General features: G+C 63.9%; 12 protein-coding genes. 1 reads left to right on the forward strand and 11 read right to left on the reverse strand.

All coding sequences use genetic code 11. The features are described from left to right. Positions 1-234: 234 nt before the first annotated feature. The 7 genes from H4V99_RS14265 to H4V99_RS14295 form a co-directional block, all read right to left on the reverse strand. A complete protein-coding gene (locus H4V99_RS14265; RefSeq protein WP_280679377.1) occupies positions 235-1,125 on the reverse strand; it encodes an NAD(P)-dependent oxidoreductase in 891 nt (296 codons plus the stop codon). Further along, complete coding sequence (locus H4V99_RS14270; protein WP_280679380.1) at positions 1,122-1,772, reverse strand: DAK2 domain-containing protein; 651 nt, start codon at positions 1,770-1,772, stop codon at positions 1,122-1,124. The genes H4V99_RS14265 and H4V99_RS14270 overlap by 4 nt, the downstream gene beginning before the upstream one ends. A gap of 5 nt (positions 1,773-1,777) precedes the next feature. Next, positions 1,778-2,779, reverse strand: a complete 1,002-nt coding sequence (locus H4V99_RS14275; protein ID WP_280679382.1) for a dihydroxyacetone kinase subunit DhaK — start codon at positions 2,777-2,779, stop codon at positions 1,778-1,780. A gap of 23 nt (positions 2,780-2,802) precedes the next feature. After that, the gene (locus H4V99_RS14280; RefSeq protein WP_280679384.1) at positions 2,803-3,939 is read right to left on the reverse strand and encodes an ABC transporter permease; all 1,137 of its coding nucleotides are present in this window, start codon (positions 3,937-3,939) and stop codon (positions 2,803-2,805) included. Further along, complete coding sequence (locus H4V99_RS14285; RefSeq protein ID WP_280679386.1) at positions 3,936-4,982, reverse strand: ABC transporter permease; 1,047 nt, start codon at positions 4,980-4,982, stop codon at positions 3,936-3,938. Before H4V99_RS14285 ends, H4V99_RS14280 begins: the two co-directional genes overlap by 4 nt. Next, the gene (locus H4V99_RS14290) at positions 4,982-6,496 is read right to left on the reverse strand and encodes a sugar ABC transporter ATP-binding protein (protein WP_280679388.1); all 1,515 of its coding nucleotides are present in this window, start codon (positions 6,494-6,496) and stop codon (positions 4,982-4,984) included. The genes H4V99_RS14285 and H4V99_RS14290 overlap by 1 nt, the downstream gene beginning before the upstream one ends. A gap of 70 nt (positions 6,497-6,566) precedes the next feature. Next, on the reverse strand, positions 6,567-7,601 hold the full coding sequence (locus tag H4V99_RS14295) for an autoinducer 2 ABC transporter substrate-binding protein (protein ID WP_280679390.1): 1,035 nt from the start codon (positions 7,599-7,601) through the stop codon (positions 6,567-6,569). Between the two features lie 401 nt (positions 7,602-8,002). On the opposite strand from H4V99_RS14295, the gene H4V99_RS14300 reads away from it, so the two are divergent. Further along, positions 8,003-8,749, forward strand: a complete 747-nt coding sequence (locus H4V99_RS14300; protein ID WP_280679392.1) for a DeoR/GlpR family DNA-binding transcription regulator — start codon at positions 8,003-8,005, stop codon at positions 8,747-8,749. A gap of 234 nt (positions 8,750-8,983) precedes the next feature. Here the strand turns inward: H4V99_RS14300 and H4V99_RS14305 are convergent, their stop codons facing one another. The 4 genes from H4V99_RS14305 to H4V99_RS14320 form a co-directional block, all read right to left on the reverse strand. Beyond that, positions 8,984-10,468 (reverse strand): HNH endonuclease signature motif containing protein, encoded by a 1,485-nt coding sequence (locus H4V99_RS14305; protein ID WP_280679394.1) that lies wholly within the window; start codon positions 10,466-10,468, stop codon positions 8,984-8,986. A gap of 649 nt (positions 10,469-11,117) precedes the next feature. Continuing rightward, positions 11,118-11,723 (reverse strand): hypothetical protein, encoded by a 606-nt coding sequence (locus tag H4V99_RS14310; RefSeq protein ID WP_280679396.1) that lies wholly within the window; start codon positions 11,721-11,723, stop codon positions 11,118-11,120. A 54-nt stretch (positions 11,724-11,777) separates the two neighbouring features. After that, entirely contained in the window at positions 11,778-12,116 is a 339-nt protein-coding gene (locus tag H4V99_RS14315; protein WP_280679398.1) for a hypothetical protein, read from the reverse strand. 694 nt (positions 12,117-12,810) lie between these two features. Beyond that, positions 12,811-13,404, reverse strand: coding sequence for a hypothetical protein (locus H4V99_RS14320; RefSeq protein ID WP_280679400.1), 594 nt, complete (start codon positions 13,402-13,404; stop codon positions 12,811-12,813). Positions 13,405-13,460 lie beyond the last annotated feature (56 nt).

The raw sequence follows: 13,460 nt of genomic DNA on the forward strand, positions 1-13,460 counted from the left end.
GGAGCTGCGAGCGTGCCGAAACCCGGCGGGACGAACTACGAAACCCCGCCCCGGCATCCGCAAATCGTCCCGCCGGGTTTCGACACGGGCGCGAAGTGCGTGCGCCCCGCTCAACCAGCGAGATGGGCCCGCTGGTCGAGGAGCCGGCACGCTTTTCGCCGACGTCTCGAGACCCCGTGAGCCGAAAGAGGTTTCGACTGCTCGCAAGCTCGCGCTCAACAAGCGAGGCCAGCGCTAGGGGCGGGCCAGAGAGACACCGGACTCGGCCGCCAGAGCCTTGATCAGCGCAGAGGCGTTCTCCTCCGACCACCCAGCCTCCACGGCGGCATCCACATAGTGTGCCGCTGCGGTCACACTCGGCACGGCTGCCCCGAGTCCCGCCGCAAAGTCCTGAATCAGGCCCACGTCCTTCTGCATCAGCTTCAACGCAAATGACGGTGCGTAATCGTCGGCGAGCACCGCCGGGCCGACGCCATCGAAGATCGGCGACCGAAAATCGGTCACCTTCAGCACATCAAGCACCTTCGGCAGATCCAGCCCCGCCTTCGCGGCGAGCGCGAGCGACTCCCCCAGCGCCAGCAGCTGCGACGCCACCACCAGGTTGCCCACCAGCTTCATGCGCACTCCCGAGCCGCCGGGGCCCATCAGGTGCACCGTCTCACTAATCGGCTCGAACACGTGCGCCGCCTCCGCAAACACGTCCGCGTCACCGCCCGCCACGATCCACAGTCCGCCACTGTTGGCCTCACCGCGAGAACCAAAGACAGGCGCATCGAGAAAGCGGATGCCGCGCGCGTCATATGCCGCACGCTCGGCCGCACTCACCTCGGGGCTGATGGTCGACAGGTCAATCACGATCGAGCTGGTCTCCACCACGGAGGCCAAACCATCCTCGTCGAGCACCACCGCGCGCACGGCGGCATCGTTGCTCAAGCAATACATCACGATGTCGGCCCCCGCCACGGCGGCCGCAACGCTCGGGGCAGCCGTGGCGCCCGCAGCAACAGCTTCGGCCACCGGAGCCGCCGAGCGGTTCCATACCGTTACGGTGTGCGACGCAGCGAGCAGGTTTTTGACCATGCCGAGCCCCATAGTTCCGAGGCCGAGGAATGCGATCGATGTCATTTGATGTTCTCTCCTGCTGTGATGAGCGCTGCCTTGGTGTTCGTGGCTTTCCACGACTGTAAGAAACGAAGGAATGCCGTGGCGCCCGGATCCTGCAGCCCAATGCTGCGCTCCTGCAGCCACGAGGCACGGCCGCGACGAGATTGCAGTTCCTTCGAGGCGATGACTCCCGCTTCGGCGGCGTTGATCGCCGCGTCGAGGGCGCTCCCGCCGGCCGGAGCGTTCACCAGGGCGTCCGCGGCCGGGAACATGGCATCAAGAATGGTCTTGTCGCCGATCTTCGACTTGCCTCGTTGGCTGATCGATTCCGCCGCGGCCACCGCGAAGGCACCAATCTGGCCTTCAGCGAGCGACGTGGAGGGACCCCACACCTTCGAGCCGGCCAGCAGTGCGCCGGCAACGAGAGCAGCCATCGTGGACGGGTTCGCGTTGGCGAATGCTTTGGCGCAGGCCAGCACTACCTCGGCGGGAGTGGAGTCGGCCGGCAGCACGGCCAGGGCCTCTTCCACGGCTGCGGCTCCGAGCGACACGGTGATACCGAGATCGCCATCGCCGAGGGCACGGTCAAGTTCACCCAGCTCGTCCGAGTAGCTGGTGAACTCGCCGAGGCAATTGCGAATTGCGGTACTGAGGTCATTTCCATTCATGGGGGTCACGCTTCCTTGAAAAATGGTGATTCCGCCGGCGCGTTGAGCAGCGCGAGGCGCTCGTCGTTCAGCGCGAGCAGCGAGATGGAGGCTCCGGACATTTCCAGGCTCGTGGCATATTCACCGATGTAGTTCTTGTCGATGCTGATTCCCTGCTCGGTGAGCAGCTGGTGCACGCGGCGAAAGAGCAGGTACAGCTCTTCGAGCGGTGTCGCTCCCATGCCGTTCACGAGCACGGCCACGCGGGCTCCCGACGTCAGTCCCAGGTCGGCAACGAGGCGTTCCATCAGGGTTTCCGCAATCCGATCGGCTGTTTCCACGGCTCCACGATGAAAACCGGGTTCCCCGTGGATGCCGATGCCCACCTCCATCTCGCCGTCATCGAGGTCGAAGCTCGCCTTGCCCGTGGTGGGCAGAATCGTCGGCGACAGGCCGATGCCCATGGTGGCGGTGTTGTCGATGATGTCTTCCGCCACCGCCGCCACCTGCTCGAGGGAATCTCCGCGCTCGGCCGCAGCGCCGGCGGCCTTGAAGGCGAACATGATCCCGGCCACGCCGCGGCGGTCGGCCGCGCGTTCCTTGGGCTGGCTGGCCACGTCGTCACGGCCCACGGCGGTGAGCGTGGCGATGCCCTCCAGTTCGGCCATGTCGGTGGCGAGGTCGAAGTTGAACACGTCGCCGCCGTAGTTGCCATACAGGTAGAGCACTCCGGCCCCGCCGCTCACGGCTTTGGTTGCTTCGAGCACCTGAGCGGAGGAGGGCGACGAGAACACGTTTCCAATCGCCACCCCATCACACAGGCCGCGGCCCACGTAGCCCTTGAAGAGGGGAAGGTGTCCGGAACCGCCTCCGGTGATGATGCCGACTTTGCCGGCGATGGGGGCATCCGCTCGAACGAGCACGCGTCGATCGCTACCCGGGGTTTTGAGGAGGCCGGGGTGGGCCAGCAGGATGCCCTCGACGAACTCGTCCACGAAGGCGCTGGGCTCATTGATTATCTTTTTCATGTGTATCTTGGTCCTTTTCCAGCTCAGGTTCGTATCAGGGAAGTGTCAGACGTCGGCGTCGCAACACCAGGCGGAGGGGTGGTCTTTGGGGGTCGTCTCGTGCGGGTGGACATGACAGAGTCGAGAATCATCACCGCGATGAGGATCACACCCTGGGCGATGGCGTACTCATACGACGAGAGTCGAATGGCGGTGAATCCGCTCGACACCACCTGCAGGGTGAGGGTGGCCAGCACCACACCGAACACCGAGGCAAAGCCGCCGGTGGGGTTCGTGCCTCCGAGCACCGCAATCACAATCACCAGCAGAACGTACGACGAGCCATAGTCAGCGGATGCGGTGGGGTTGCGTGCCAGAAACAGCACACCAGCCAGGCCCGCGAGCATGCCGCCCACGGTGTAGGTCTTCATGAGCACGGCGCGGGTGGGGATGGCCGAGTAGCGTGCCGCCACGGGGTTGGCGCCCTCCAGCTGAATCATGCGGCCCAGCGCCGTGCGGTTCACGAGCACCGCCACCAGGATGGCCGTGATCACGAAGATGATGAACAGCACCGGCACGTTGGCGAGCGCCGCTTGCCCGATGGCGCCCAGCACGGTCGGCGCCCCGTAGAGGGTCGACCCTCCGGTCCACACAATCGCGATTCCGTTGTAGATCTGCATGGTGGCCAACGTGGCCAAAATGGGGGTAATTCCCACCACGCTCACCAGGAATCCGTTGAAGGCTCCCCCGAGCATCCCCGCCCCGATCCCGGCCAGCACAATCACAAACCCGAGGCTGTTCGCCAGGTCCGGGTTGGTGGCGGCAATGGCCGTGTGCAGGGTGGAGATGGTGATGGCCGAGAAGTTGGCAATGGCCACAAGTGACAAGTCGATGCCGCCGGTGAGCATCACCAGCATCATCGCGATGGCAATGATCCCAATTTCGGGGGCAGCAACGGCAATGTTCTGCAGGTTGATCGGGCTCAAAAACACCCGCGGGTTCAAAAAGGTGAAGAGGGCCATGGCGAGCAGGAGCGCCACCACCATGCGGCCGGCTCCCCGCTGAGCGCCGCCGGGACGCACGAAGCGTCTCGTGACGCGCCCCAGCTGATCGTTGAGGTTTTTCAGCGGCGGGGTGTTCGAAGCGGATGCCCTCTCGCGCTTGTCCGTTGTGGGCGTCATGAGGCCAGCTCCTGCTCTGTCTTCTGCTCCGTGTCGAGGTCCTGAATCACGCGCATGCGTCGGGCATCCCGTCTGGCGGCAATGGCCTGGATGCCCACACCCACCACGAGCAGCACGCCCACGGCGGTGCGCAGCCAGGCGCTCGGCACGCCCACCAGCAGCAGGCTGTTCTTGATCACCTGCACGAGGAGGACTCCGAGCACGGTGCCGGTCACCGAACCGCGACCCCCGAAGATGGCGGCACCACCGAGGATCACGGCGGCAATGATGTCGAGCTCCCCGCCCACCAGGTCGCGCGGATTGGCGCTGCGGCTGAGCACAATATGAATGACACCCGCGATGGCGGCGAGCGCACCGACGAGCATGTACACCGAGATCTGGGTGCGCTTCACCTGAAAACCGGCGCGGCGGGCCGCTTCAATGTCGCCGCCAATGGCATAGAGGGAACGTCCGAACATGGTGCGCTTCAGCATCCACCCTACGGCCAGGCACAGCACCAGAACGGGAACAACCAGTACGTGCAGGTAGGCCCGCCCAATGTCGGTGGTGATGTCGAACAGGTTGCTGGTGGCGAGGTCGGCCATCGACTTGGGCAGATCCGCGTAGTAGGTGGCTCCCACGTAGGTGTACATCGCGCCGAAGAAGATCCCCTGGGTACCGAGGGTCACAATCAGCGTGGGCAGGTTGAACCGGGCAATCACCACACCGTTGATCAGCCCCAGAGCTGCTCCCACCCCGATGGCAATGAGGAAGATGCCCGGCAGACCCGGGTCAAAGCCGGCGCTCAGGCAGAACGTCACCGTGGAGTAGCCAGCAAAGATGGCAATCGCGGCGAAGGACACATCGATGCCGCCGGTAATCACCACGATCAGAACGCCGAGGGCAAAGATCACCGGAACGATGGAGCTTCGCAAAATGGAGAACCCGGTATTGAGGGTGAAGAATGTAGGGTTGGCGATCGACATCGCCACAATGAGTCCGAGCAGCACTAGGGCGAGGACGCCCTCGTTGTTGGTACCGCGGAGTTTGCGTGCGAGTTCCATTAGGCCGACATCCGCTCTTGAATGGTGTCCACAGAGATTTGGTCTCCTTCGAGAACGTGGGTGAGTCGACCATTGCGAATCACCAGCACGCGGTGGCACGAGGCCACGAGTTCCGGGGCGTCATCGGAGATGATGATCACCGACATACCTGTGGCCGCCTCACCGCGCAACAACTCCAGAATTTCTTCTTTTGAGCCGATGTCGACACCCACCGTGGGTCCGTTCAGCATGAGCACGGTGGGGGCCGTGGCCAACCACTTGGCGAGGACCACGCGCTGGGCGTTTCCGCCCGACAGTGTGCGAACCGGTGCTTCCGCGTGGGGGGCGTTAATCTTCAGCCCGGTAAAGAAGCGTTTGATGGTGGCCGCTGTTGCGGTGCGGCTCAGCATGCCCCACCGGGTGCGGTGGGAGTTGAGTGAGGCGGCCACGATGTTGTCGGCAATGGACTTGTTCAGGAACAATCCCTGCGACAGGCGGTCTTCGGGAACATAACCGATGCCTGCCCGAACGGCGTCTTGAATGGTGCGAATGGTCGCCACCTCGCCGCCCACTCGAATCTCGCCCGCATCGGCAGGTGTCACGCCAAAGAGCGCTTCCGCAATCTCGGTGCGGCCCGATCCGAGCAGTCCCGTGACGCCGAGGATTTCACCGCAGCGCAGTTGGAAGGAGATGTCGCGAAACGCACCGGCCAGAGACAGGTTGGTGACTTCGAGGGCGAGTGGTGCAGCGGCATCGAGTTCACTCACCACGCGGGATTCGTCAACCTGACGCCCGGTCATGTGGTGCGAGATGGAGCGCTGATCGAAGTCGGAGGTGGGACCGCTCACGACGCGTTGACCCGAGCGCATGATGGTGAGCCGTTGGGAGATGGCGAGCACCTCTTCGAGCTTGTGCGACACAAACATCAGCGCCACGCCCCGGGCGCGCAGGCGTTCCACGAGAGCGAAGAGTCGGCTGACTTCGGTGTGGGTGAGGGCCGTGGTGGGCTCGTCCATGATGATGGCGCGGGCGTCGTTCACGAGTGCACGGCAGATGGCGGTGAGCTGCTTGTCGGCCACCGACAGGGAGCCCACTTCGCGGTCCAGGTCGAGGTCCAGGTCGAGTTCCTGAATGATGGCTGCCGCTCGGGGCCGCACGGAGCGGGATGAATACAGGCGTCGCCCGCCGGCCACCTCGGCTGTGATCACGATGTTCTCGGCCACGGTCAGGTTGGGAAAGAGCGAAAAGTCTTGGTAGATCACCTGGATGCCGCCCTGAATGGCCGCATGCGCATTGATGTGGTCGAACGAGACGCCGTCAATGATGATCTCGCCGGAGTCGGGGCGCTCGGCGCCCGAAATGATCTTGATCAGGGTGGATTTGCCACACCCGTTCTCGCCGGCGAGACAGTGCACTTCGCCGGGGATCAGATCGATGGATACATCTCTGAGGGCGGGCACTCCCCCGAAGCTTTTATTAATTCCTCGTGCGGAGACGAACGGGGTTGTCGTCGAAGCAATAGTCGTGGAATCCACAGCACTACCTTTCTTACCAGAACGCTGGGGTGTGCACGTGTTTCGTGCACACCCCAGCCGGTCGAACTACTTAGAAGTTGTACTTGGCTGCTGTGGCTGCGTCAGCGGCTACCGAGGCAGCACCGACGAAGACGTTGTCGTAGCCGTCCAGCTTCTTGAGCGAGTTGTAGCCCTCGATGCCGAGGTCGGTGCCGTCTTCGATGGTTCCACCGTCGGCGAGGATCAGGGCGATGGCGAGCTGTGCTTCACCGGCGAGGGCAGGATCCCAGAAGAAGATCTTGTCAATGGAGCCGTCGGCGAGGTACTGGTTGGCGACCGAGGGGATGGACGTTCCCATCACGCACACCTGGTCTTCGAGGCCTGCTTCCTGCACGGCGCGGGCGATGCCGGGAACGTCGTTTCCGGCCGATCCCTGGAAGCCAGCGATGTTCGGGTACTTGGCCAGAACTTCCTTGGCTCGCTCGTAGGCCGTGCCCTGGTCGTCCGTGCTCTCGATCGGCGTTTCCACGCGCGTCATGTTCGGGAAGTTGGCCTGCTGGTTGTCGTAGGCGGCACCCACCCATTCCATGTGGGTCTTGGCCGTCAGGCCACCCACGAACTGCACGTACTCACCTGTGTCACCCATGCACTCGGCGAGGTTGTCCATGATCTCGGAGCCATAGGAGGGGTTGTCAAACGCCTCAATGTCGATGTCCACGTTTTCGATGCCCGTTGCCTCGTGCGAGACCACGATGATTCCCTGGTCACGGGCCTGCTTCAGCACCGAGCTGAGCGCCTCGGGCGAGTTGGGCACCACGGTGATGGCCGTGGGCTGCTGCGCAATGAGGTCCTGAACGATCTGCACCTGCTTCTCGGGGCTCACGTCGTCGGCGCCCTCCTGACGTGCATCGATGCCGGTGCGTTCTGCGAAGGACTGGACGCCCACCTCCATGCGCTGAAACCACGGGATGGTTTGGGCCTTCACGACCGTCACCATCACCATGTCGTCAGCGGCTGGAGCTGTGCTTGATCCAGCTGCAACGCTGCCCACTGAGGAGCAACCGGTGAGCGCGATAGCGGCTCCAACGAGTAGTGCCGTGCCCCGAAGGGCGTGCTTGTGATTCATTCCGTTAACTCCTTTGTAAACGCTTCGTGACTCGGTCACGACCGGGGGCGGCACGTTTGCGATGCGCGCTAGTTGAGGAACATATCCGCAAACTGCACGGTACGTCAAGCGATAATGAGCACAATCTGCGCAGTTTCACGCAATTGTGCGCGTACTGTGACCAAATTCTGCGCGCGAGAATGACACATCCGCTGGGTGAAGAGCAGGAGAAATCCTGATCAACTTTATATTCGGACCAAATTTCGACCAAGACCGCTACGTCTCATCGTGAGAAAAGAAATCTCAAGAATCGTCGTCTGCGCGTTTTTGTTCGTATATGTGCGCGTTTTCGCGCAGAAGGCCTACAGTGGAATGATGGCGCAGCGCACATTCGTCAGAACAACCTCAGGGGAGCCACACGCATGTCAAGACAGCTAGAAATTGCCGAGATTCTCAAAGCTCAGGGTTTCCAGTCCGTCAACAGCCTCGCCACGCACTTTGCCGTGACCACCTCCACCATTCGGCGAGACCTGGAACGACTCGAATCGAAGTCGCTCATTCAACGCACGCACGGTGGCGCCATCCCCGTTGAGCCAGCGGACGCCTTCGACACGTTCACCGGGCCGCTGCACCACGCCGAGAAGTCGGCCATTGGGCAGGCCATGGCTGATCGCATTCTCGACGGCCAGATCGTGCTGCTCGATGGCGGAAGCACCACATTGGAAGTGGCCCGTCATCTCACGAAGCGACGCCTCACCGTGGTGACCAATGACCTCGCCGTTGCCATGGAAATCGCGCAGAAGCGATCGGCGCACCTGGTGTTCATTGGCGGCGAACTGCTCCCCGACGTGTACACAATGTGGGGCCCCGCCTCCGTGCTGCAACTGTCCAACCTACGAGTGGACGTAGCCGTTTTTGGGGCAGACACCGTCTGCGACGACGGGCTGTACCACACGAGCAGTTACGAGGTGGAGCTCAAACGGCTGATGCGGTCCATCGCCAAAGAGGCCTTCTTCGTTGCCGACAGTTCCAAGTTTGGTCGCGAGGCGCTCTTCAAGGTTCTCGAGGTGAAAGACTTCACGGCTGGCATCACCGACGACCTTCTGGATCCCCTTCGTGCCTCCCAATTCCCCATCCCCCTAATCCAGGTTCCGAAGCATCTCGCGTAGCCTCCGCTGGTCGAGGAGCCGGCACGCTATTCGCCGGTCCTTCGCTGGTCGAGGAGCCGGCACGCTGTTCGCCGGCGTCTCGAGACCCGGTGAGCCGGTCCCAGAGACCAACTCACCAGGTTTCGACTGCGCGCACGCTCGCGCTCAACCAGCGAGCCCCGCTGGTCGAGGAGCGCGCACGCACTTCGCGCGCGTCTCGAGACCCCGTGAGCCAACGCACCAGCACGAGCCGTCTCACCGGCTATCGGATGCCCAGGGCGGGTCGGTGCTGGGGGTGTTGGCCCGATGGCTAGCCGCTGGTCGCCACGTTTGACCGGGGTCAAAGAGCACGGGCCCAAGAATCCACGGCCTGCCATCAACCATCTTGATCTGCCACCCGGACGCATCAATGCTGTGGTGGTGATACCAGCACAGCAAACACCCATTATCAATGTTCGTTGGCCCATTGAACTTCCACGGGAAGACGTGATGCACCTCGCACCACGCGGCAGCAATGGTGCAGCCGGGAATGACACACCCACCATCGCGGGCCGCAATGGCCCGGCGCTGTGCCGGGCTGAAGAACCGTTCCTTCTCCCCGAGATGCAGTACCTGGCCGTTCTCACCAATGATCACCTGCTGATACCCACCCGCACACAGTCGCTCCTGCACCGCCTTCAGACTGATCGGTGCATCCACGCCGTCGATCCAGCCGACGCCGCGCCCGTTCTTCAGGTCACGGGCATTCACGTGCACCATCACCGTCGGCGCCGCACCGCCCATCCGCGGTGTTTTCGGGTCCCGTGCGGTCTTGTCAAACACCGCCCGGAGGATGTCGGCGCACTTCTCCCCGCCAGTACGGTCATCACAGATCTCTTCGGCACCGGGGATCAGTTCCCCGGCCGCCATGCGGGCCTGATCCTCGGCCGACGGGAACGCGGGCGTCGCGTGGGCGCTAATGAAGGTCGCAAAGACACCGTTCATTACGCCGCGCAGTTCCGGTGTCACCCCACCCCGTAACGGATACAACCCATTCTTCAGGAGTCCGAACCCCACAGTGCTGGTCGCCGCGGTCTGCTCATCACTCGGTGCGGCGCCGTCGGGGTCCAGGATCGCTCCCCACTCATGTGCTTGCGCCCGAATCAAATCGGCCGGGAACGCAATCCCCGCTCCGGGGAGTCCCTCCGTCTCGGGGGTGATGGCGCCGGTTGCCGAGGCGACGAGAGCGCGCTCGGCGCGGTCGAGATCATCCGGGGCAACCCGTGTGGCAATTTGTTCGAGGGCGGAGACGATCACGTCGGCGGCATCAACGCCGAGGTTCCCTGAGGTGAGTCCTTCAGCGACGGCCGGGTGTCGCACCGGAACGCTCTGGCCAAGCAGACCGCTCGTGGCCGCCGCAGTACCGGTGACGATGCCACCGAGGCGCATCCGCCTCTTGGCTTCGGAGGCGGACACCCGGGTGATGCCGGTGATGAGTTCGTACTTGGTGCGGCATCCGCTCTTCCACGCCAACGAGTCATGGCCTCTACTGGTTTCAGCGCGCATACCCACGTCGGCGGCGGACCAGATCCGGCCCCCATCCACCCGGCGCCCCACCGCCTCCAACGCGCCCATCACGCTCAGGGCCGCGTCATCGTCGAGGAGGGGGAAGCTCACTCCGTCAAGAGCGTCACCGATCAGATCGCTGGCCTGCTGTAGCAGAGCGACCACTTCGGGACCGGACTTCATCGTCGTGAACATGTCCCCATTTTACCCTGAATAGAACAAGAAAGCGAGGCTTGCTCACGTTTAAAACTCGTGACCTTAGTAAATATTTCCACGCACAGCATCGGCTCCAACAGCGCCCTTCAGAGCTTCTATGCGCCCAGCTGACGCCTGTTCCCGCCACCCACAGACCCCGCCTATCCCCATAATCAGGCCCCCCACGCTGCCGCCAACGCCCGCACCGCCCCTTCGCCCCCGTCTTCGTTGGTCGGCGTCTCGAGACCCCGTGAGCCGACTCTGAAAATCGGCTCACGAGGTCTCGACTGCTCGCAAGCTCGCGCTCGACCAGCGAGAGGCTGGCCGCACGGCTGCGCACCCCCCTCTCGCTGGTCGAGGAGCCGGCACGCACTTCGCCGGCGTATCGAAACCCCGTGAGCCAGTCCCTCAGACCAGCTCCCGAGGTCTCGACTGCTCGCAAGCTCGCGCTCGACCAGCGGGTGGGTCTCGCTGGTCGAGGAGCCGGCACGCTTTTCGCCGGCGTCTCGAGACCCCGTGACCCAGTCCTGCAAACCGGCTCACCAGGTTTCGACTGCTCGCAAGCTCGCCCTCAACCAGCGGAAGGGTCTCGCTGGTCGAGGAGCCGGCACGCACTTCGCCGGCGTCTCGAGACCCCGCAACCCATCCCTCACGCCCCAACCATCCCCACCGCCCACTCCCCCACATGCAGCGCTGGCCACGCCACCCCCAGCACCGCCCCCAAATAAACCAAATTCCACCGCGTCAGCACCAATCCGTCCACCCCATACCGCCCCATCATCAGCTTGGTCAGCCCCGTAATCGGCCCCACCGCCGCCGTCGCCGTCCCCCACCCCATGCTGGCGGCCAGAACAAACAGCGTCGGTTCCGGGTTCAGCGGCAGCACCAGCGCCGCCACAATCGCCACCGACACCACCGGGTGCACACCCACCAGCGCCAGCAGAATCATCGCGAGCATCGCGCACCACGCCACCGTGAACCTCTCAACCGGCAACTCAACATTCAGCGCCGGCATCAGCACTTGCAACCCCACCGCGAGCACCCCGGCTGAGGCGAACAGCGTCACCTCGCCGCGCTTCATCGGCAGGTCATGCCGTGCGTGCCGGGCCAGCCTCCGCAGCGCCCTCCGCCAGCCCGAGACCAGCAGCCCCACCACCGTCACATTCAGCCCTGCGAACACCACAATCCGCGGCACCGACACATCCGGCGACAGCTGATGCGCCACAATCACCAGTGCTACCAGCACCAGCGGCACGCGCAGCAGCGCCCAGCTGAGCGCGTACCCCTGATACCCGCGCAGTTCCCCGCCTCACAGCCAAAAAATGTCCCACACGCTCAGCAGCAACACCACGGCCGCGGCCGCCAACCCCACCAGCAGCAGCACCATCGAGTTCGTGCCGGGCACCAGCGTGGTCGCGGCGGCAGCGGCCGCCCAAAACGGCGACCAGAACGCCCCCGCCGAGAACGACCGGTTCAGCAGCATGGCATCGGGCAGCCGCAGCGTACCCCGGCCCCGCAGGTGGTCGCCCACAATGCTCACCACGCCAATATTCACCACGGATCCCAGCAAATGCGTCGCCATCGCCGTCCGCAGCACAGCAACGCGCCCCCGCACGCCGTCTGCCTCAAAGGCTGCGCAGTCCTCCATAAGGAGGTCTTCGTCGCCGACGCGTGATGGTTGCGATGCCGGAATAGAACCTGAACTCGATCTCTGCGATAGCGCGCAGCAAGTATTCCGGGGCGAGCTGACAGATGTGGCGCGCCTAGTGGATGGTGATGTTGTTCTCGTTCCCAGCGGACTCGAGACAGGTGATGGCGTTCTCCTCGTCGAGGCAGTAGAAGGCCTGCCAGACGGCATCCACAAGGGAAATGAGCCAAGACGGGCCGGTATCGGCACAGCGAAGCGCACCAAACCACAGCGAACATGGAGACCCCGGCCCCAGGTGAACCGGAGCCAAGCCTCGCGTGGGACGGTCGCCGCCGATGGAGCTCGGACTTGAGGCCGACCCAGACACCCGCTCGTCGCAGGGCACTGACGCACACGATCTGCGCGTGGGCCTCTGCTACGACGCTCCGGTCGGCACCGTGTGCACACAGCTGTACATGCCCCGAGCGACCTTTTCAATGAGACTCTCTGCGATTTCCGCGCGAATCTTGCGCACGGTCAAGCCGTAATGAGTAAATTCCGCGGCGGTGGCCACCTCGCCGACGGAACCGCTGACCTGAAATGCTCGTGTGACATGAGTGCGCCCGAGGTAGCGCGAGCACAGACATCCGCTCAGAAAAAGACCGACGCAAACCAAAGCTCCGAAGATAACTGCGGGAGCGCAGGCGCGGGGCCGTCAGTCGGTGTCGTCGGCCACCCAGTAGCCGGTGAGGGCGAGCAGCTCGATCTCGCGGTTCGCGTGGGACGGCATGGCCACCGCCGGCGGAAAGACACCCATGGCCCGCCACTCGCGCACCACGGGAACGATCTGGTCCCAGAGCATATCCACCAGCGGCGCACCAAGACTGAAGTCGATCCGCGCGAGATGCGCAATCGACCAGGCCTGAAAGGCTCGGTAAAAGGCCGCGTGCTGCAGATACTCGTGGATGGCAAAGTCTCCGTAACTGAGATGCACGGTGGCTTCGGGATTGACCACGGCGGTCACCGCAGCCGTGGCCACGTCGTTCAGCCGGTCGTAGCTGGTGATGGGGTCATCACCCAGAAGGTCACCGTCATACTCCGTGCCGGCGTCCTCAATGGTGCGGCCGGCGAGCACGTCGGGAACCCAGGCTTCGTCCCGGGCATGGGTGGCGAGCACATCGCGCAGGGTGGGGTTCGGGGTGCGGGACCAATCGGCCGGAGTGGCCAGCGCGAGGTGCTCGGACGTGAGGCGGTCAATCACGGATCGCAACGCGGCATCCGCTTGGAGGAAAAGGTCGCTCTGGTTCATGACCGGCACGCTAGCACTCGCGTGCCACTGTGGCTACGGCTTCGCGGCGAGTGCGG

The sequence above is a fragment of the Cryobacterium sp. CG_9.6 genome (assembly GCF_029893365.1).
In the GTDB taxonomy this organism is placed as follows: domain Bacteria; phylum Actinomycetota; class Actinomycetes; order Actinomycetales; family Microbacteriaceae; genus Cryobacterium.